Origin of the sequence: Rhizobium changzhiense, from assembly GCF_013087625.1 — a bacterium.
In the GTDB taxonomy this organism is placed as follows: Bacteria; Pseudomonadota; Alphaproteobacteria; order Rhizobiales; family Rhizobiaceae; genus Rhizobium; species Rhizobium sophorae.
Genome location: NZ_JABFCQ010000001.1, coordinates 172851 through 193221 on the forward strand (window position 1 = coordinate 172851; position 20371 = coordinate 193221).

The window sequence follows — 20371 nt, forward strand, 5'->3', positions numbered from 1 at the left end:
TCGCTTGATGTCAACGAGCGAAAAGCCCCCATGAACAAGCTGGAAAAAGGCGATCAATTCGACGTGGAGGCCCTGCGCAAGCAGGTCTCCGACATCGAGGCGCGCGGCGACGCGGGTCAGGAAAAGCCTTCCGACCCGACCGAAATCAACCCCTATGCCCGGCAGATCGCCGAACAGTTCCGCGACGGAACCAATTCGCCTGTGATCATCATCGGGCAATTGCGGCTGCTGGAATCCCTGGCGCTCTTCGCGATCGCCCTGATCATCCACTATTTCTGGCCCGGTGACGGCAGTGACTCCACCTGGATGCGGACGGGCATGGCAGCGATGGCTTCGGCCCTGACCGTCATCGGCCTGGAGCTTGCCGACACCTACACCATTCCCGCCCTGCGGGCGAAGCTGCGGCTGATGCCGCGCATCGTCGCCGCCTGGACGATCGCGCTTCTCCTGACCGTCGGCCTGTTCGCGCTCATTCGCGGCACCACATGGGCCATGGTCGATGCCTATATCCCGTGGTTCGTCGCAGGCGCGCTCTTCCTTGCGGCCGAGCGTTTCCTGGTTGCCTACGGCATCCGCAACTGGGCGCGCAACGGCATCATGGAACGCCGCGCCGTCATCGTCGGCGGCGGCGAGCCGGCCAAGGACCTGATCCGCATCCTCGAACAGCAGGCCGACAACGACATCCGCATCTGCGGCATCTTCGACGACCGCGGCGAGAAACGCTCGCCGATCATGGTCGCCGGTTATCCGAAGCTCGGCACTGTCGCTGAACTCGTCGAATTCGTGCGGCTGACGCGCATCGACATGCTGATCATCGCCCTGCCGCTGTCGGCTGAGGCCCGTATCTACGACCTTTTGAAGAAGCTCTGGGTTCTGCCGGTCGATATCCGCCTTGCCGCGCATGCCAACCGGCTGCGCTTCCGGCCGCGCGCCTATTCGCATGTCGGCTCGGTGCCGATGCTCGATATTTTCAAGAAGCCGATCCGCGACTGGGATTCGGTTGCCAAGCGCGGCTTCGACATTTTCTTCACCGTGGTCGCGCTTGCGCTGCTCTGGCCGGTGATGCTCGCAACCGCGATCGCCATCAAGGCGACCTCCAAGGGCCCGGTCTTCTTCATGCAGAAGCGCCATGGCTTCAACAATGAAGTCATCAACGTCTTCAAATTCCGCTCGATGTACACCGACATGGCTGACCCCACAGGCAAGGCTGCGGTGACAAAGGGCGATCCGCGCGTCACCCGTGTCGGACGTATCATCCGCAAGAGCTCGATCGACGAGCTGCCGCAGCTTTTCAATGTGTTGAGAGGCGAGCTTTCGCTGGTCGGCCCGCGGCCGCATGCCGTTCTCGCCCAGGCGCGCGATCGCGCCTTCTCCGATGTCGTCGAGGGCTATTTCGCCCGCCACCGCGTCAAGCCCGGCGTCACCGGCTGGGCACAGATCAACGGCTGGCGCGGCGAAGTCGACAATGACGAGAAGATCAAGTTCCGCACGGCCTACGACCTCTACTACATCGAGAACTGGTCGCTCTGGTTCGATCTCAAGATCCTGTTCCTGACGCCGATCCGACTGCTCAACACGGAAAACGCCTATTGACCGCGATCGAGGCGACATATCCCCGTGTCGCCCAGCCGCAGCGGATGACGCTGCGCCTGATCGGCTCGGCCTTCGTCGCCTTCGGCGTCTTCCTTTCCGGTTTCGTGATCGACGAGCCGGCACCTTATGAACTCTGGATGGCGGGGCTGATCGGCCTCTGGTTCATCCTGGGCCTCAGGATTTCGCGCAGCGTGGCGCCGCTGCTTGCCCTGCTCCTGACCTTCAATATCGGCGGCATGCTATCGCTGACTCAGATGAAGGACCTGGCAACGGCGCCGATGTATATCGCAGTGTCGACCTTCCTGGCGCTGACGGCAGTCTTCTACGCGGCAATCATCGAAGACAGCCACAGGCGGCTGCCACTGATCTTCAATGCCTGGACCTTCGCGGCCGTCGCCACCTCCGCGCTCGGCATACTCGGCTATTTCCACGCCTTTCCGGGCGCGGAAATCTTCACGCTCTACGACCGTGCCAAGGGCGCCTTTCAGGATCCGAACGTTTTCGGCCCCTTCCTGGTGCCGCCATCGCTCTATCTGGTTCACGGTATCCTGGTCGGCGACCTGAAGAAATCGCCGCTGAAGTCCGCCGCCCTGCTCGTGCTTGCGCTCGGCATTTTCCTCTCCTTTTCCCGCGCCGCCTGGGGGCTCTTCGCGCTCGGCGTGGTGCTGCTGATCTTCATCATGCTGCTGAAGGAGCGCAGCGGCGCCTTTCGCTTGCGAGTCCTGGTCCTGTCGCTGGCGGCGATCATCATGCTGATCGCGTCGCTGCTGGTGGCGTTGCAGATCCCGAAGGTCGCCGAACTGTTTTCGGCGCGCGCCCAGCTGGTACAGCAATATGACGGCGAGCATCTCGGCCGCTTCGAGCGCCACCGGATCGGCTTCACCATGATGATGGAGCGTCCGCTCGGCATCGGCCCGCTCGTGTTCGGCACGATGTTTCCCGAGGACGAGCACAATATCTGGCTGAAGTCGCTCACCTCCTATGGCTGGCTCGGCTTCGTCAGCTATGTCGGCATGCTTGTCTGGACGCTGGCTCTCGGTTTCCGAAACCTGCTGCTCGACCGGCCGTGGCAGCCCTTCCTGATGATCGCCTGGATCTCGGTTCTCGGCCATGCGACAATCGGCAACGTCATCGATATCGACCACTGGCGCCATGTCTATCTGCTGCTTGGCACGGTCTGGGGCTGCGCGGCGCTGGAAGTGCGCCACAAGCGCGAACGACGACGCCACGAGGCGGCGTGAAGTCTTGCCGTCAATGGGCGGCTGTCTATTTCGTCGCTCCTGCCGTCAAGCCAGCAATAAACCGCCTCTGGAAAATGAGATAAGTCACGATGAGCGGGAAAATGACAATCACCGCGCCGGCGGTCAGAACCGGCGTGTTGACGGTATAACGCCCTTGGAAAAACAGCATGCCGAGGGGCAGCGTCCGATAGTCGTCGTCGTTGACCAGGATGAACGGAATCAGAAACTCGTTCCAAGTCCATATGAACAGGAACAGCGCCAGTGTCGACATTGCCGGCACCATGAGCGGGACGACGATCTTGCGCAGGATATAGAAGCGTCCGGCGCCATCGAGAACCGCCGCTTCGAGAACTTCTTCCGGCAGTTGCTGCATCGCGCTGGCGAGGAAGATCGTCGAGAACGGTATCGACATCGCGATCTGCGGCAAGATCAGAGCCGCATAGGTATTGATCAACCCCAGATACCGCATTTCGTAATAAAGCGGGATGATGAAGGCTTCCGCCGGCACCATCATGCCGAGCGTCAGGATAGCGAACAGCGTGCGCCGGAACGGAAACGACAGGTAGGCGAAGGCAAAACCAGTCAGCAGGCCTAAAAAGACGCTTGCAGCAACGACGGGTATGACAACGATGATCGAATTCCAGAAGTAAATGTTGAAATGTCCGGCATTCCAAGCATCGACGTAATTTTCGAAATGTGGATATGCCGGCAGCGCGAACGCACCCTTCAGAACGTCGGCCTTGCTCTTTATCGACGTCAGAAGCAGAAGCAGGAACGGCGTGATCGTTACAAAAGCAAGAAGCCACAGGACAATGCGGAGGAATAGCGTACCGACGGGGATGTTAGACCAACGGCTCATCAAGCCCGTCCTTTGTTCTGCGATCCCACAAATCGGTGAATTGCATAGTTTATGACGAAGGTGAGTACTGCGCCGACAATGGCGATGGCCGCCGCGGCGCCGAAGCGATTGAGCTCGAAGCCGAGCTGATACATGTAGATGTTCGGCACGAGCGTGGCGTTGGCGGGTCCGCCCCGGGTCATTGTAAAAATCAGGTCGAAGCTTTTGATTGACGCTATGACCGTCAGGAGCAACACCACCCTTATTTCAGGCAAGAGAAGCGGCAGCGTTATCCAGAAGAAGGTTTTTCGCGCCGAAGCACCATCGACCTTGGCAGCGTCGAAAAGAGACGGGTCGATGCGCTGAATTCCGGTCAGGAAGATGACCATGCAAAAACCGAAGAAATACCAAGTGGCAACGATCCCGACCGCGGGAAGCACAAAATTGAAATCTCCCAGCCACGGAAGTGCGAAGGCGCCCAACCCTACTGCTCTCAGAAACTGATTGAACGGGCCAAATGCAGGGTTGTAGAGCCATGCCCAGATGATGCCCAACACGGCGGTCGGCATGATATAAGGCAGGAACAGGAAGGTCCGAAGCGCGAGTTGTTCGCGCTGCTTCAGATTCCAGACGCAAGCAGCAAGAGTTATGCCGAGCACGAGCGGCAGGACACAGTAGAAGATCATAAGCTCGGCATTGTTGCGCAAGGCAATATAAAAACGGCTGTCAGAAAAGAGAGCGACGTAATTGCCGAGACCAACCCACTTGGGCATGCTCAGGCCGTCCCAGCTGGTCAGGCTCAAACCCAAAGCCGCGATGATCGGTCCAAAGACAAAAGCCGCGTAGAACAGCAATCCAGGCAATAAATAGATAAAATTGGTCTGTTGCGAGCCATCAAGTGCGGAGCGTTTCATCCATTACTCCATAAAGCTAAAGCTGTGGTCATCGCGCAGCAAGCCGATCGCAGTGCTCATTTATGTGGATCGACGAGACTGAGGTCACGACCGCAGGGACGGCCGTGACCAGCACCTGCAATCTTTATTTCTTATCCTTGAGGTACGCCTGATAATCCTTGTCCATGGCATCGACAAAGGCTTCGGGCGTGATATTGCCGGACAGAAGAAGTGGCGTGTTGTCGTCTATTGTCTTCAGCATCGTCGGGCTCGACCAGTCGGGGTAATGGCCGAGAGCGTCGTTTGCGTTGAGTGTCTTCCACATTTCGATGCCGGAGCTGAGGAGCGGCGTGAGCTTTGGCTTTGCGTCAGCCGCGAGCGAAGTTGCCGGAAGATAGCCAGCATTGGCCCAGGTTTCAGCAGCCTTTTCCGAGACCATATAATCGATATATGCGCCGGCGACGTCCTGTGTCGGCTTCGTTTTGGCAAGGCTCGTTATCGCCCAGGCAAGATCCACGCCGCCGACACTCATGGGCTTGGAAATACCCTTCGGGGCGGGAATTGCCATGAAGCCGATATCCGGATTGTGTTGCATGTCACCGAAATACCAGGTCCCGGAGATCAGGAACGCGCCCTGCCCGGAAATGAAAAGCTGGACGGCGTCGTCACCCGATATGCCTTCGAAGCCGGGGAAAAAATAACCGCCCTGTGCCCATTGCTGCACGAGTTTGGCGGATTCGATGTTCCCCTTGGTGTTCCAGGAGCCGCCCCGGCCGTAAATCAGATCGTCAAGCTCGGCACGATTGCTCGCGTCGATATGCGCTTGCTCGATGGCGCCGATCATGTGCAGGGCCAGATGCTGCTTTGCCGAGCCCATCATGAAGGGTGGGACGCCCTTTTCCTTCAGCTTATCAAGACCGGCCAACAGCTCCTCGAAGGTTTGCGGCAGCGCTACTCCCGCATCGCCGAGGATCTTTTTATTGTAGTAGAGGCCAACGATCTCGCCGAGGCCTGATATGCCGTAGGTTTTACCGACCCCAAATTTTCCATCTTCCCAGCGGTCTCGCGCAAGCACCGAATCCGACTGGCGCTTATCCCAGCCATATTTTTTGATGTAGTCGTCGACGGGCAGGAGCAACCCTTCCTTGACCATCGCCCCCATGTCACCTGCACCCTGATTGACTTTCGTGATGACAGGACCATCACCTGCCGAAACCGCAAGCTTCAGCGTCAACTTCATGTCATCAAAGGTGCGGGCGGTGCGTTTGATCGTGACGCCGGGATTCGCAGCTTCGAACTCCTTGTTGAGCTGCTCTATGACCGCACTCTGACCTTCATAGGTTTGGTCATCCCACACGGCCAGATCGTCAGCGCGCGCGGCTGCCGAAAGGCCCAAGGTTATAAGCGCCGCACCAGCAAGCGCGACAGCTGCTTTCAATCGGTATTCCGGCAGTATGCTGATCGATTTCACGGTTCTTTTCATCTGCTCCACCTTATCTGGTTTATTCTCCACTCCCCGTTCAGGCCTTGCGCCAAGCAGCGGCCGAACGTTTTCTTTCCCCAGAGCTTTGCCTGGCTGGCGAATCTGAGGTAATCGTCAATGCATCGGCTCCTCTCGCGACCTAAAATGACAAAGCGCCACGCAGGAGGTGGCAAAGTGATGGACACCAGCTGCTTCATCCGCCCCGCGATTGAAGCGGATATCGACGCCCTTTTCGACATCTGCCTGAAAACCGCGAATGGCGGTGAGGATGCCAGCGCGCTTTATAGCGACCCGCATCTGCCCGGCTACGTGTGGTCGGTACCCTACCTCAAATTCGCCAAGGACTTTGCCTTTGTTCTCGTTCAGGACGGCCGGCCGGTCGGCTATGTCGTAGGGGTGCCGGACACCAGCAGCTTCGATAGAGACTTGCAGACAAACTGGTGGCCATTCGTCCGCCAGCAGATTGCGGGGCTGGCACCCACCCGTCCGCGCGACGCCGACGTGATGGAACGAATTCAAAATCCGCGCAGCGGAACGGCTTGGCTTCAAGACCAGTATCCCGCGCATCTCCACATCAACATCCTTCCCCGACTTCAGGCAAGCGGTTGGGGGCGCAGGATGATCGGCACGGAGCTTCAAGCGCTTCGAAACCACGGGGTTGGAGCCGTGCATCTCGGGGTCGACCCAAACAACCAAGGCGCCAGGGGTTTCTACCGTCACCTCGGCTTTTCCGAATTCGAGCAGGATGGCTCCGTCGCATTCGCAATGCGGATCGATGAGGGATTGGGTTGAAGCATTTCCCGGTTCCTCCGAGCCACGGAAAGGCCCTGTCTCCCGGGCATAAGCACCTTTGCTTGGAGAAAATCTCACACGCCCAAAGCTGCCTGCTCCCCATAAGATGAGGTCACAGTAACCATCCGGATGAACGTCCGCCTGAAGGCGTGATACTATCGGCAGTAAAACTGGCTGCTCGGCGAAAAGCTGTCCGTCAGTCGAGGGCTTCATCATGAGCAAATCCTCGCCAGCCAGGTTCAAGGAGTCCGCGGGACGCAAAAAAGGAAATAGCCAGGCAAGCCCGGGCCAGTTCCTCTTTGGGCGATCTTGGCAGGCGCACGGCTAACCAGACGATACGTATGGCGCATACTTCTCCTCGACCCTCTTTATTTCATCGCGCATTTTCATCGCACGTTAATTCAAGCCTACAGCTGGCCTCCCATTTGTCAAGGACATAGACAAATTGCCTGCTTCAATGTATTGAATTCCAGTTAGCCGCGATAGTTGTGGCCTAATATCGCGTCCATTAAGTATGCGCTCCGAACTAATTGGACTGAGCTAGCCGGATGGCAATGACATCTTCAGTCGCACAGACCCCGATCGCACGAAAAATATCAACCAATGCCGTCATCCGAACCGTGTTCGCGAACGGGTCGATCTCTCGCGCCGATATTGCCAAGCTGACCGGCTTGTCAAAGCAGACGATTTCCGATGTCGTGCGCGACCTTGAGGATGACGGATGGCTGAAACCAGTCGGGCAGACTGATGGCCGCCCGGGCCGGAATGCGATCACCTATGAAATCAATGCCAGGGCGGGACTGGCCGTCTCTATCGATCTCGGGAGCACCAAGATTGCTGCGGCTATTTGCGATCTGTTGGGGAACGTAGTTGCCGAAACCAAAGTACCCACCGACCCGCGCGGCGGAATGCATCTCGTCAATCAGTTCAGCGATCTTATCGGAGAACTCGCGTTTGCGGCCGGGACGACCGCCGACAAACTCCGTCTCGTCGTTCTAGGCAGTCCCGGTGTGCTCGATCCGGCCACCGGGCATATCAACGTCGCGCCAAGCATCCCCGGCATCGACGCCATAAATCTGCGGCAAGTCTTCAGCGACAGAATGGCCATACCGGTGATCGTTGAAAATGACGTCAACCTGGCGGCGCAAGGGGAGAGATGGCGGGGACACGGTATCGAAACCAGCAATTTTGCTTTCGTTGCTCTCGGAACGGGCGTCGGCATGGGCATCATCGCCAACGGGTCTCTGTTGCGCGGCGCGCGTGGGGCGGCCGGCGAAATCGCCTACCTTCCGATCGGCGGGGATGCTTTTGATCCTGGCGGATTTACGCTTGGAACCTTTGAGAGTGCGGTCGGCAGTGTCGCGATGTTGCGCCGCTACGTCGGTTTCGGCGGGCGTAACGCATCCACCGTGGCCGATCTCTTCGCCGCGTTTAATGCAGGAGAAACAAGCGCCGCTGCTGCCATCGAAGAAACGGCAAGGCTGGTCGCGGTTGCCATTGCTGCAATCGGAGCGGCTCTCGATCCTGAACTGGTGATCACCGGCGGCAGCATCGGCGCAAGACCGGAACTCGTAAACGCTATTCGCGGTTTCCTGCCGCGTTGTACGCCTTATCCGCCGCGCATCGAGATCAGTCGCTTTGGGAACCGGGCCGCCCTGATGGGAGGAATGGGGATCGCGGTCGAGCGCATGCATGACGATCTATTTGGTGTCAAATTGAGGGAAGTTTGAAGAGCGCATCCCGTAGGGCCAACGTGCGGTGCCGCTACTTGAGAAGCGCTGGAAATGCGCTAGATTTTCCCTCATGATAACAGCAACGCAGATACGCGGCGCCCGCGCCATGATCGGAATGAGCATCGAGGAGCTTGCCGCCGCCAGCGGCCTGCCGGTCGAGACTGTGACGGCGCTGGAAAACGGCGAATTTGCGGGCGAGCCGCACGCGCTGTTCGATGTACGCAGCACGCTCGAGGCGCACGGCATCATCTTCCTGTCCAGCGGCAATCAGGATGAAGGCGGTCCTGGCATCCGGTTGCGCGCACGCACCTTGAGCGATGACGGCATTCGGCCGGAAAACCTCAACGCCGCCAACGACGACTGACGGAACCAATCGGGCACCCGGGCGTTTCGCTGTCCCATGATATATTGGGGGCAGTGTCTTGAACCGCAGCAATGGTCTATACGTCATCATCGGCGTTCTTGTCGTCGCCGTCATCGGCCTCGGCGCCTATGTCTTCCACGAGGAAAGCAAGCCGCAAGGCATCGAGATGAGCATCGGTAAGAACGGTGTCTCGATCGAGCAGAACTGATCGTTAAAGATAGGTTTTTGCAAGGTCGGCAAGTTTGCCGCCGTCCTTCACGCCCTGTCTGTAGAGCTGAATGATGACCGCACCGATCCGCTCGGCCTCCGGCGTCGTCCTGGCGAGGCCGCGTTCGTCGCAGACCTTGTCGAGCACTTGCGAAAGCAGATCGAGATCTTCCGAAAATAGCGGTAAATCATGCGGATGAATTGATGACCGTAACATCATGCCCCAATCCTCCGAGGGCAAACGCATTCACGCTTGCATCGCCGGCCGCCCTCCGCAACCGACCATAAAGTCATTATGCGCGAGGGTCTGAACTTTAGCAACTACGCAAATTTCTATGGAACAAAATTATGGAACAAAATTTTATCCCGCGCGTTCCGGGCGCGTTTGGTAGCAGGTATCAGTGAGTGCAGATGTGAGTGAAAAACGCTTTCCCTCCCCCGTCCGGGTGGTTTCTCCAAACAGCAGCCTGATCGTTTCCACCGTCTGGGAGGCCGTCGAATATCTGAAGCGGTGGCCGAGCAAGCGCGGGCGCGATTATCGCGTTGCGCGCCAGCATTGCCTGGATGCGCTCGACGGACTGCGCAGCCCGCGCGCAGCACAGGCTTCCTTCATCACGGCAGCGAAAACGGCGGGGTTGCTGGTGTAAGATCGTTAGCCGTTGCGTCCACCGCCGGCAGCGATGAGCTGAGGATGGACGGAGCCTTCCATGATCACCTTGGCGGTAACCTCGATCACCCGCTCCTCGGCGAGTTCAGCAAGCGCGAGGGCGACATCGCCTTCCGACCAGCCGGCTTTGACGGCCTCGTCCGACAGAGCCTGGAACGCGCTGGCGAGGCTTTGCCTGCAAGTTAGATTGTGCTTCATATCCGCCATGCGCTCGACCAGGCTATCTGGGACAAGGACAATGTTAATCTACACATATTCACGAGAATGCGAAGAGGCTTCAGGTTTTTTTCAAATTCAAAATAGGGTTATTAACTTCCAAACTGCGTATAACCTTAACAAAAGGCAACAAATACCGCCCCTCCCAATTGAGGTAGTACCAAAAAGAACTAAATGATTTATTTGCGATACACCTTCAAAGGGTATTTCATCGCGTTATTTAGTTTAAATGGTCAAAGCGGCAGGAGCCGATGCAGGGGCCCGTTGAACCACGAGAACGCAGCAAGCCTGAACGCGGCCCGTTTTCAGCATCTTCAGGGCACCCCTGTCAATCAGCTTCGTCAATCAGCTTCGGGATCCGGCATTGGGCGAGCGTCGGGCGTGCCGGAGGATGTCTCGCGCAATCGGTGCAGCCAATCGGCGGTGACGCTTAGTCGCCGCGGACGCCTTCGGCGTTAATCACCTTAATACCACAACGACACCACACTCCCGTCAAAGTCCGCCGTACCATTGGCGGCTCACTTCTTCATGTTTTCAGGAGGTAAAATGTCTATCGAACTGGACGCTACTACCTATGTACACGCCAAACCGGCAACCGCCCATTCCTATATTTTGCCGGCCGTTGTCGATGTTCTCGATAACAGTTTCCAGGAGGCAAACGAAACTGCAGTCTTCGATCTCGGTTGTGGCACCGGCGGTGCTGCAGCCGTGCTTGCGGCAAAAGGATATGACGTCGTCGGTGTCGATCCCTCGAAGGACGGCATCGCCAAAGCGAGAACGGCCCACCCCGATCTTCCGCTGGAAATCGGTTCCGGCTACGAGGATCTTTCCAGCCGGTACGGGACCTTCGATGCGGTGATAAGTCTTGAGGTGGTGGAACATGTTTATGATCCCAAGGCTTTTTCGGCCACCATTTATGATCTGGTGAGGCCCGGCGGCATCGCGGTCGTCTCGACGCCTTTTCACGGTTACTGGAAAAATCTGGCGTTGGCCGTCAGTGGAAAGATGGATGACCATTTCATGCCGCTCAAGGACCATGGCCATATCAAATTCTGGTCTCCCGAAACGCTCAGCACGCTGCTCGTCGAAACAGGCTTCGAAGACGTCGACTTCGAATATGTCGGGAGGATTCCACTGTTGGCGAAATCGATGATCGCGATCGCTCAGAAACCACACTGAAGGCGGTCGAAGGCCACCACCCTTTGCAATGGCGGCGCTATAGCTCGCCGGCAACATGAACAAATGGCATTTCGTTCGGGACGTTCGGCTCCCGCTTCAGCATTTCTGCTTATGTCTCGTTCCGTTTTCCGCCGCTAGCGGGACGAAGAAAGTGACATTCTGACTGGGATTTCAAGGGGAAAAATGGTCGGGGCGACTGGACTCGAACCAGCGACCCCTTGACCCCCAGTCAAGTGCGCTACCGGGCTGCGCTACGCCCCGACCTGCCGAAACGGCTTGCTTCGTTTAGTTTTTCAGCGCGTGCAATGCAAGCGGAAAAACCTTGCCTTCAACAAAAAGGAGTCGGTTTGCCCGAATGGTCAGATCGCGGCGAGCGTCAACCGGCCTTCGGCTGTTTGGCGGGGCTGCCATGCCTGGTAGTTGGCGATCGAAAAATGTGGTGTTTCGAAAGGCGTGGCGTGGGTTTCGGTGATGACGGTGACGTCGGCGCCGGCGGCCTCGCCGGCGAGGATGCCGGCGACCGCATCTTCGAAGACCAGGCATTTTTTCGGATCGACGCCGAGACGGCTTGCGCCGAGCAGATAGCCTTCGGGGCTGGGCTTGCCTGATTTGACCTCTTGGCCGCTGACGATGACCTTCGGCATCGGGATGCCGGCCGCCGCCATGCGGCGCCTGGCGAGCTCGATCGGCGCCGAGGTGACGATTGCCCATCTGCCATCGGCGATGGCGCCGAGGAAGCGCACGGCGCCCGGGATCTCGACGATGCCGGAGACATCCTCCATCTCCTCGGCGAGCAGCAGATCCGCCTCATGGGCCGGATCGACGCCAGGCAGGCCAAGCCCGCGGATCACATCGGAGGCGCGGATGCCGTGGATCGTCTTCAGGAAGACCTCCGGCTCGAAGCCGTGGCGTATTGCCCATTCACTCCAGACGCGTTCGACGACAGCAATGGAATTCAGCAGCGTTCCGTCCATGTCGAAAAGGAAGGCGTCATAGGATCTGTCGAGGATGTCATGGAGAGCGGGCACGGGCTTTTCCTTGCAAGCATGAGGCCGAGGCGGCCTTTGCGCAGGCGAGTAGCGGAGAGCGGAAGCGGCGTCAACGTCAGTTGTTGGTGTCTGGATGGGTGACGTTACGGACGTCGGCAAGACCGCGGGCGGCGTCGCGGCTGCCGGTGGCGGCAGCGGCTTCGAAGATACGGGTAGCATCGCCGTACATTTTGAGATTGAGGTAGCTGTAGCCGCGCAGAACCATCAGGTCGATGCGCTCCTGCTGCAGCTGGGCACGCTGATCGAGATAGATGAGGGTTTCGCGGTAACGCCCGGCGTCGAAGGCTGAAAGCGCACGGTCGGCGAGGATTGCTACCTGAAGCTCGGCGGCGCGCTGGCGGTTCTGCGGCGCCTTGGTGGCCGCGACGGCGGCATTGCCGGAGAGACCGGCGCGCAGATAGGCAAGGCTCTGGCCGTAGGCTGCGTCTTCACGGACCTTGCGGGACGGGCTCTGCAATGCGGCCTCGAAGGCCGAGATCGCCTCCATCGGCCGGTTGATATCCATCAGGCACCAGCCGCGCGACAGCGCGTCGGCCGGCTTAAGCTGCCCCGCATCGATCGTCGTCGAGCAGCCGCGCGTCTGGCGTGGACCGCGCGGGACGGTCACCGTGTCCATCGCCGGTCTCGCCGCACGAACGACCACTTCCGAAACCGGTTGCAGGGTCACCCGACGCTCTGCCGGAAGCGGCTCGGCCGGGGGACGCTGCGTCGGTTGAGCCGGTTGCTGTGCGACAAGCGCCCCCTTCGCCGGCGGCGGCGTGACGACGTTTGGCGTCAGGGAGGACGTGTCTTCGAGATTGGTGATCCGGGTCGACCGGCCGGCCCAGGCGCGCTGGAGGTCGAGCACGCCCTTGCGGTCGCTCAATTGGTCGCGAGTGATGACAAGGCCATAGGCGGACGGTTCGTCATCGGGTTTCCAGGCAAGCGCCGTCTCGAACCAGCGCGCGGCGGTCTGGAACTGGTTGAGGGAGCGGGCATACCAGCCGAATTGCTGCGCTGTCGGCACGGATTTGCGGGCGATGACCTCGGTGGCGATGCGGTGCAGCACGTCTTCGGCCAGATCGGCCGGCGGCTGCAACGCCATCAGGTTGGCAGTAGCGGCGAGATAGGTTGATGTCGCGTCATCGGAATCGGCGCGCCAGCGGAACATCACCTCTTCGGCTTCCTCAGGCGCCTTGCGGGCGATCAGCGCCAGCGCCAGCCCCTGCGAAGCGGCCGCCGAATCTTGCTTGGCGCGGGCGGCGCGGAACCATTTTTCGGCATTGGCATCGTTGTTTCGGCGAAGCTGATACCAGCCGAGCAGCAGCGCATCGGAGGCAAGCCCCTCCGTCCCGGCGAGCTTTTCGAGGTGGGCGACGTAATCGGGCGCGATGGCGAGATTCGGATCGTCATTGCCTTCGGCCATGAAGCGCCGGGCGAGGTTATCACGGATCGCATCGAATTCCCTGCTGCCGTCGGCGGCAGGCTTCTCCAGCGCGAGCAGCGCCTGCATGGGTTGGTAGGAAAGCAGCGTCGAGGCCTTTTCGACCGTCGCCTGCCGCTCGGCGGGATTGGTGCAGTTCTTCAGGATATAGGTATAGGCGTCCTGGCCGCGCTGCACCCTCTCCGTCCGGATGAAGGCTTCGGCGACGCGCCAGAGAATATCGATCTCGCTGCAGGTGAGCAGGCTCGGCGTTGCGGCAGCGGTATCGACTACCGTCGCATATTGCTTGAGGTCCGAAGCATTGACGAGGCGGGCGCGGGCCTCGGCGACGTCGAGCCGGTCGAGCAGATCGGCCGGCGGCTGCCATCCGGCATCGGCTGCCTGGCGGTCGGCGATCGCCTTGCGCAGCTCCGCATAGCGGCCATCGGAATAGAGCTGCCACATGGCCTCGAGCTGCTTGTCGCCATTCTGCGGCACGGCGAGCGGATCGGCTGGTGGAACCCAGTTGGGGTAGAGCGCCTGAAGGCGGGAGATTTCGGCCTGCAAGCGCAGCTTGTCGCCGCGGCTGGCGAAATAACGAAGCGCACTTTCATCGACGGCGGGCGGCGGCGCGGCCGCCTGCTGCGGAGCCGGCGGCTCTGAAACGATGGGCGGTGTGACCGGCGCCGGCTGGGCGGCCGTCTGCGGTGCCGCAGGTTGCGATGCCACAGGCGGAGGTGCCGCAGGCTGCTGTGCTGCGGCATCCGGCTCGGGTGTATCCGGTGCCGACGGCGGCGAGGAGGTGATTGCCTCGATCTTATCGGCGACGAGCTGCGCATTGAATTCGGAATTGCCGGCGGGAGCCTCGGTCGGCTTGATGCGGCCCATCATCATCAGTTCCGGCGCCGGCTTGCCGGCAGACCCAAGGCCGAACCTTTCCTGCAGAGCGGCGCGGTCCTTCAGTCCGGTGACGAGGGTCGCCACCACCACTGCCGCTGAAACTGCCACGAGAGAAGACTTCACAGACACTCCGGATGCTTCTCCCCGATATAGGCCAGCCCCAGCAGCTGAAGGGTAGACGGATAATAGAGCGCGGGCGCAAATTGCAGGGCCGAGCTCGGCAGCTTGGTCCCATCGACAACACAGGCCACAACATCGTTAACAATTCGATAACCGGGGTCCGACAGGACGGTCTTCGGCCGGCCGGTGGTCAGATCGATGGTGGCGGGAACGCCGTCTTGCGACATCCCCTTTTGCAGGCGGACGAGCAGCGCCTTGTCGGTGATGCCGCCACGCGCGAGATAGAGCGGGATGCGGATGGCGTTATAGCCGAACTCGGCGTCGAACCCCTTTGCCGGCCGTGGCTTATCATGCAGGCTCACCCATTCGGCAGGAAGCTTGCGCGGGCCGAACTGCATCCTGTTCAACAGCTCCACGCCGTCATCCGAGAGTTTTTTCCAGGCATCCGACGGAGCGAGCGCAGCCATCACCGGGATCGCCTCGTAGATCCAGTAGGACGGGTTGACGACGGGACCGTCGTCACGGTCGCTGCCGGTAAAACCTTCGGTCCCCGGCAACAGCAAGGTGCGGCCCTCCGAGCTGGCGACGGTTTCGGCAAGCAGAGCCTGCGCCATGCGGGAGGCGGCGAGGATATAGTCGTCGCGTTTCCACGCCGTACCGGCAAGCGCCAGAGCATAGGCGATCAACATGTCGCCATCGGTGGCATTGTTGGTATCGGCGACGTGCGGCTTGACGTTCGGATCCCATTTCCAGACGGCCAGGCCGTCGTCGCGCAGCAGCAGTTCGGTGCGGGTAAAATACCAGATCTGCTCGAAATCGGCCGGGCTTGCTGCGAGATAGGCGAGCAGCAGGCCATAGCCCTGCCCTTCGCTGTGGCTGATATTGCCGTTGCCGTTATCGACGATGCGCCCGGTCGCATCGAGAAACTTCGCCTTGTAGGCCGACCATGCGCCGGCATTGATCATCGCCTGCTGCGCGACCGCGGGCTCGCCCGTCGGGGCAAGCGCGACCATTGCCGCCAGCAGGAGCGCGCGCCACCGCCTCATTTCGACCGGCCCAGCCTTTTGAGCATGCTTGACGTCGTGACGCCGATCAGCAGCACGAAGAGGACCAGCAGGAAGGCATAGGAGAGGATGTTCGTGGATAGCCAGTTGGCGGCGATCAGGCGGTAGTTGGCGATCGACCAGGGCATGGACGGCACAAAATCGAAACGGGTGACGGGCACCGCCTCGATCTTGCCCGTCTTGCCCGAATAGGTGGTGATGTGGCCCGATATCTGCGGCCAGTTCAGCTGCGCGGTTAGAACCTCGAGCCCTTCACGCAAATCCTTCGCCGACGGCGCCGTTACCACCGTCCATGAGCCCATTCCCGCAGGGCTGGAGCCCTGGGCAACCAGCAGCGTGGCGGCGTTGGGTGGCGTAAAGATCTCCTCGGCGCCGGGCACGAACTGCAGCGAACTGCGGGAGATGTCGAAATTGCGCGACAGCCACTCGCGAAAGGCCGTGACGCGGCTGCGCAACACACCGCCGCTGACCTTGGAATTCCACTCCTCGAAGGCCGTACCGGTATCGACGACAGCAGCCTGCGCGTCCGTCACGGGACGCCACGAGGCCTGGCTCGCCGTGGAGATATTGGTCTGCGACAGTGCCGTTGCCGGCATCTGCGAGATGGAGCCGATGAAGATGGCATCGCGATCGCCGATCATATTCGGCGAGGCGACGGATTCGACGGCGATCGGATGGCCGGCGGTGATCGCCATCTGACCAAGCAGGGTTGCGGCGGCCGAAAGTGTGTCGGCGTCGATGCGGTCGATGAAGAGCGGTGTCGGTTCCGTGGCCCGACCATAGGGATAGGCGGTGCCGGCCATGGCCGCCAGATTCGGACGCTGACCGACGCGGGCGAAATCCGGGATATGCAGCTCAGAGGTATCGAACAGGGCAAAGCGCGGGGTGGCGCCGGCGGTCGCGCCCGGCGCGCAAGCCGCATCGTCCTTGGTCATCAGGATCGCCTCGATCGCCACCGAATTGAGACCGGGCTTGAAGTGCCGCATCGTCACGCGGATCGGCAGATGACGGAGAATGCCGCCCGATGTCGTGGTGATCGGCACGGTGGAGGCGATGTTGTCGTTGACGTAGATATCGATGTGGCTGCCGGGCAGCACGTTATCGGTATAGGCCGCGTCAAGCAGCACCTTCGCCTCGCCATAGGCATTGGCATAAAAGTCAGCCGGCACGGCGATATGGAAGCTGGTCCGCAACCGCCGGCCGGAGAATTCGGTGGTCTTCACGCCGAGCTGCGACAGGGCGATGTCCGTATCGGAAAAGACCAGCGGCGCGTTCGGCGCGCTCCAGCGCTCGGTGGTCAGCACGTCGCGGCGGACATTCGAGGACCTGTCCGTCGGCGAGACGATGGTATCGATCGCCGAGGAGACCGCCTGCCAGGTGGGCCCGCTGATCAGAAGCACCGGCGAGCCGCTGCGCGGATCGGAGACGAAAGTGGCGAGTGCCGCACTTTCGGCGCCGGGCGGCAGGCCGGGAAAGATCGGCCGCAGTTCCGCCGCGGTACCAACGAGCACGCTGAGCTTACCAGGCCCGGCAGCCGGAAGCGAAGTGGCGCTGAAGGCAAAGATCTGGTTCGGCATGCTGCTCAGCACCGACAGGCCCTGCGCCAGCCGAAGCAGCGGCCTGGTGGTTCCCGGCTGCTCCAGCGCCGGGACGACGATATCGAACTCGGTCTTGCCGGCGCCATCGACGCCGATGGCACGGATGGCATCGGCGCCCGCCAGTAGTGCGGCGTCGGTGCCGGCGAAATTCAGATAGGTTCCGGACGGATCGATATTCGACCACAATTCATAGGTGGACTGAATGCTGCAATCGGTGCGGTGGCGCTGGGCGGCTTCAAAGGTGACGAGATTGGCGCCGGGCTGCAGCAGACCGGGCGGGACCTCGAAGGTGACGGCCGACGGGCCATCCGGCGAACCGACGCGCTGTTGGCCGATCGGGCGGTTGTTGAGATAGACGATCAGCGACGAGGCCTCAGGTGCGACGACGATCGCATTCTGGTATGCGAAGGTGAAGCTCGCCTTGGCCGCCGCCTGCTCCGGCGTCAGATAGACCGACCATGACCGGCGATCATATTCACCGCCGAGACCCAGTTTCGAAAAGGGCACGACATAGCGGCGGACATCGCCGGAGCGCGGCGGCGCGGCGGTATTTGCCGCCGCGCCCGGTTGGAGCGCTAGCGCCGTCGGCTGCGACTGGACGGCGATCGCCGGAGGAACGGGTGCTGGAGCGGCCGGAGTTGCAGGTGCGGGTATGACGGAAACCGGAGGCGTGACGGGAGCCGGCGCAGGAGCTGGCGACGGCGTGGGCGGCGTCAATCTCGGGGTAACGGATGCCCCGGGCGGCCGCTCGCCGGACATGTCGAAGGGTGCCGTCTGCGCCTGGGCGAAGGCGGAGGCATGCAGCAGAAGAAGCGAGGCGGCAACGATCCTTCTCATCCGGCGTTGACCTTTGCCGCCTGCTGCTGGGCCTCCCGCTCCGGCCGCATGCTGCGGAAGAAGTAAATGAGGCCGCGGCTGGTCTGATAGAGCGACAAGCCGAGGAACCAGATAGTGCCGCGGATCAGGCCCGGATTGCGGCGGCGCGCGGCCTGGAACTCAGTCCACTGGCCGGAATTGGCAAACATCAGGTCGGCGATCAGGCGATGGTCGAGCGCGCTTTTCGGCACATATTGGCAGCCGACATTGGAGATGTCGCCCGACGGCTCGATATTGCGGACGATGAGCGGCAGCGTTTCCAGATCCGCGCCGCTATAGGGCCGGAAACGGATTTCGCCGACGGCGCCGACCAGCATCTCGTCGAGATGCTTGTTGAAGATGTGAAGCCTTGCGCCATGGACGGAGACGTCCTCGATCGAGGCCGCGTACCATTTGCCGTTGGCGCCGAATTCACAGCGCCGGTTGACGCGGACGCGGCGGGACAAGGCGCGTTCGCCGCGCTCCGAGACGACGCCGAGCGCGCAGCCGGCCATGATCAGGTTGATGGCGTTCCAGCCGCCGACGACGAGCGTGACGTCGGCCTTATAGGGCTCGGCGTAGATCCTGTAGATGGTGATGACGAGCGCGATGATCTGCACCGCGAAAATGACGAAGAACGGACGGCTGATCTCCGACAGGCGGCTGACGGCGATCGATTCGTCCTTGGCGGTGACCTTGAAGGTCGGCTTGCGCGGATTGAGCATGACGGAGACGACAGCCGGCAGCAGATGCACGGTCTGGACATATTCGTAGAGCTCGGAAATCCAGGGCCAGCGGAACGACCCGTAGAGGTAGTTCTGCATCATCAGGTTCACGAGCATATAGGCCAGCGTATAGGCAAGGAACTCGCCGCCGGAGGCGGTGAAGATTTCCAGGTCGAAGAACAAATAGAAGAGCGGCGCAAACAGGAAGATCGTGCGCGGGAACGGGAAGAGCCAGAAAAGCGTGGAGGACATGTAGCAGAGGCGCTGCGGGATCGTCAGGCCGCGCTTCAGAAGCGGGAAGCGGAAGCGCAGGATCTGCATCATGCCCTGCGCCCAGCGGCTGCGCTGGCCGATGAAGCTTGCGAAGGTGGCCGGCTGCAGGCCGGCGATCAGCGGCTTGTCGACATAGATGCTGTTCCAGCCGCTGCCGTGCAGCGCCAGCGCCGTCTCGCAATCCTCGGTGATGCTGATGCCGGAAAAGCCGTTCTGGGATTCAAGCGCCTTGCGGCTCAAAACCGCGGCCGAGCCGCAGAAGAAGGCGGCGTTCCATTTATCCAGGCCGCGCTGGATGATGCCGTAGAACATTTCGTTCTCGCTCGGCATCTTGTCGAAGGTGCGCAGGTTACGCTCCAGCGGGTCGGGATTGATGAAGAAGTGCGGCGTCTGGACGAGGAAAAGCTTCGGGTCATCTTCGAAATAACCGACGGTCTCGAGCAAGAAATCGCGGGCCGGTGCGTGGTCGGCATCGAAGACGGCGATGAGTTCGCCGGTCGAATGTTTCATGCCGTTGTTGAGGTTGCCGGCCTTGGCATGCTCGTTGCGGTCGCGCGTAAGGTAATTGACGTCGAGATCGTCGCAGAGCTGCTTCAGCTCGATATGGCGGGCGGCCGCCGCCTGGGCTTCGAGCAGCTTGCCGGAGTTGCGCTTCTGCAAGGTGCCGCCGTCGTCGAGCAGCCAGACATGCAGCTTCTCGGCCGGATAATCCATGGCCTTGGCGGCGGCCAGCGTGTTTCCGAGCAGGCCGGCATCCTCATTGTAGGATGGCACGAAGACGTCGACATGAGGAAGGCGCCCGGGATTGGCAGCACGCGAGGGGCGCGACGGCAGCGGTGTAGCAACGATGAACAGGCTGAGCGCCAGCATCGCGACGCTATACATTTCGGCCAGATAGAGCAGTAGGCCGGGAATGAAGTTTTCCAACTGATTCAGAGGCGGCAGCGTGTTGGTGGTGCGCCAGTAAACATAACGCAGCACGATCGACGTGCCGAAGGCGAGTGCCACCAGGCGCCACGTCCCCTCGCCCTTCAGGATCTTGATCACCGCCATCACAGTCACGACCGTGATGCTGGTGATGAGCTGGGTCTGCAGGTTGACCGGCAGCGTGATCAGCACGATCATGCAGAGCGAAACCACGGCCCATATGATGACACTGCGGGCTTTGCGCATCGACGT

At 60.8% G+C, this 20371-nt stretch carries 18 protein-coding genes and 1 tRNA gene; 8 read left to right on the forward strand and 11 right to left on the reverse strand.

Annotation, left to right across the window (positions count from 1 at the left end):
- The first annotated feature begins 30 nt into the window (after positions 1 to 30).
- Together G9X68_RS00875 and G9X68_RS00880 are read left to right on the forward strand one after the other, a co-directional pair.
- Positions 31 to 1593 (forward strand): undecaprenyl-phosphate glucose phosphotransferase, encoded by a 1563-nt coding sequence (locus G9X68_RS00875; protein WP_171600905.1) that lies wholly within the window; start codon positions 31 to 33, stop codon positions 1591 to 1593.
- Positions 1590 to 2834, forward strand: coding sequence for an O-antigen ligase family protein (locus tag G9X68_RS00880; protein ID WP_171600906.1), 1245 nt, complete (start codon positions 1590 to 1592; stop codon positions 2832 to 2834). Before G9X68_RS00875 ends, G9X68_RS00880 begins: the two co-directional genes overlap by 4 nt.
- A 25-nt stretch (positions 2835 to 2859) precedes the next feature.
- Here the strand turns inward: G9X68_RS00880 and G9X68_RS00885 are convergent, their stop codons facing one another.
- The 3 genes from G9X68_RS00885 to G9X68_RS00895 form a co-directional block, all read right to left on the reverse strand.
- Complete coding sequence (locus tag G9X68_RS00885) at positions 2860 to 3693, reverse strand: carbohydrate ABC transporter permease (protein WP_171600907.1); 834 nt, start codon at positions 3691 to 3693, stop codon at positions 2860 to 2862.
- On the reverse strand, positions 3693 to 4586 hold the full coding sequence (locus G9X68_RS00890) for a carbohydrate ABC transporter permease (protein ID WP_171600908.1): 894 nt from the start codon (positions 4584 to 4586) through the stop codon (positions 3693 to 3695). Before G9X68_RS00890 ends, G9X68_RS00885 begins: the two co-directional genes overlap by 1 nt.
- Positions 4587 to 4710: 124 nt before the next feature.
- Positions 4711 to 6048 (reverse strand): extracellular solute-binding protein, encoded by a 1338-nt coding sequence (locus G9X68_RS00895; protein ID WP_171602125.1) that lies wholly within the window; start codon positions 6046 to 6048, stop codon positions 4711 to 4713.
- A gap of 177 nt (positions 6049 to 6225) precedes the next feature.
- On the opposite strand from G9X68_RS00895, the gene G9X68_RS00900 reads away from it, so the two are divergent.
- The 4 genes from G9X68_RS00900 (at position 6226) to G9X68_RS00915 (ending at position 9145) form a co-directional block, all read left to right on the forward strand.
- On the forward strand, positions 6226 to 6840 hold the full coding sequence (locus tag G9X68_RS00900; protein ID WP_171602126.1) for a GNAT family N-acetyltransferase: 615 nt from the start codon (positions 6226 to 6228) through the stop codon (positions 6838 to 6840).
- A 548-nt stretch (positions 6841 to 7388) separates the two neighbouring features.
- Positions 7389 to 8570 carry an ROK family transcriptional regulator gene (locus G9X68_RS00905; protein WP_171600909.1) on the forward strand — a complete coding sequence of 394 codons (1182 nt, stop codon included), beginning with the start codon at positions 7389 to 7391 and terminating at the stop codon, positions 8568 to 8570.
- Positions 8571 to 8643: 73 nt separating this feature from the next.
- Complete coding sequence (locus G9X68_RS00910; protein ID WP_171600910.1) at positions 8644 to 8937, forward strand: helix-turn-helix domain-containing protein; 294 nt, start codon at positions 8644 to 8646, stop codon at positions 8935 to 8937.
- 58 nt (positions 8938 to 8995) lie between these two features.
- On the forward strand, positions 8996 to 9145 hold the full coding sequence (locus G9X68_RS00915) for a hypothetical protein (RefSeq protein ID WP_168316305.1): 150 nt from the start codon (positions 8996 to 8998) through the stop codon (positions 9143 to 9145).
- Between the two features lie 3 nt (positions 9146 to 9148).
- Here the strand turns inward: G9X68_RS00915 and G9X68_RS00920 are convergent, their stop codons facing one another.
- Positions 9149 to 9364, reverse strand: coding sequence for a hypothetical protein (locus tag G9X68_RS00920; RefSeq protein WP_003574001.1), 216 nt, complete (start codon positions 9362 to 9364; stop codon positions 9149 to 9151).
- A gap of 193 nt (positions 9365 to 9557) precedes the next feature.
- On the opposite strand from G9X68_RS00920, the gene G9X68_RS00925 reads away from it, so the two are divergent.
- Positions 9558 to 9791, forward strand: coding sequence for a DUF982 domain-containing protein (locus tag G9X68_RS00925; RefSeq protein WP_017990989.1), 234 nt, complete (start codon positions 9558 to 9560; stop codon positions 9789 to 9791).
- A 5-nt stretch (positions 9792 to 9796) separates the two neighbouring features.
- Here the strand turns inward: G9X68_RS00925 and G9X68_RS00930 are convergent, their stop codons facing one another.
- Positions 9797 to 10018, reverse strand: a complete 222-nt coding sequence (locus G9X68_RS00930; protein ID WP_171600911.1) for a hypothetical protein — start codon at positions 10016 to 10018, stop codon at positions 9797 to 9799.
- A 555-nt stretch (positions 10019 to 10573) separates the two neighbouring features.
- Here G9X68_RS00930 and G9X68_RS00935 point away from each other — a divergent pair.
- On the forward strand, positions 10574 to 11206 hold the full coding sequence (locus G9X68_RS00935; RefSeq protein ID WP_168316304.1) for a class I SAM-dependent methyltransferase: 633 nt from the start codon (positions 10574 to 10576) through the stop codon (positions 11204 to 11206).
- Positions 11207 to 11390: 184 nt separating this feature from the next.
- Here G9X68_RS00935 and G9X68_RS00940 read toward each other — a convergent pair.
- The 6 genes from G9X68_RS00940 to bcsA all read right to left on the reverse strand — a co-directional run bounded on the left by G9X68_RS00940 (position 11391) and on the right by bcsA (position 20365).
- Positions 11391 to 11467 (reverse strand) — tRNA-Pro (locus G9X68_RS00940).
- A 98-nt stretch (positions 11468 to 11565) separates the two neighbouring features.
- Complete coding sequence (locus tag G9X68_RS00945; RefSeq protein ID WP_171600912.1) at positions 11566 to 12234, reverse strand: HAD-IA family hydrolase; 669 nt, start codon at positions 12232 to 12234, stop codon at positions 11566 to 11568.
- A 76-nt stretch (positions 12235 to 12310) separates the two neighbouring features.
- On the reverse strand, positions 12311 to 14680 hold the full coding sequence (locus G9X68_RS00950) for a cellulose synthase (RefSeq protein ID WP_342355309.1): 2370 nt from the start codon (positions 14678 to 14680) through the stop codon (positions 12311 to 12313).
- Positions 14677 to 15723: a family 8 glycosyl hydrolase gene (locus G9X68_RS00955; protein ID WP_171600913.1), complete on the reverse strand. Its 1047-nt coding sequence runs from the start codon at positions 15721 to 15723 to the stop codon at positions 14677 to 14679. Before G9X68_RS00955 ends, G9X68_RS00950 begins: the two co-directional genes overlap by 4 nt.
- On the reverse strand, positions 15720 to 18176 hold the full coding sequence (locus G9X68_RS00960) for a cellulose biosynthesis cyclic di-GMP-binding regulatory protein BcsB (RefSeq protein ID WP_171600914.1): 2457 nt from the start codon (positions 18174 to 18176) through the stop codon (positions 15720 to 15722). The genes G9X68_RS00955 and G9X68_RS00960 overlap by 4 nt, the downstream gene beginning before the upstream one ends.
- The gene (bcsA, locus tag G9X68_RS00965) at positions 18173 to 20365 is read right to left on the reverse strand and encodes a UDP-forming cellulose synthase catalytic subunit (RefSeq protein ID WP_171600915.1); all 2193 of its coding nucleotides are present in this window, start codon (positions 20363 to 20365) and stop codon (positions 18173 to 18175) included. Before bcsA ends, G9X68_RS00960 begins: the two co-directional genes overlap by 4 nt.
- Between the last annotated feature and the right edge of the window lie 6 nt (positions 20366 to 20371).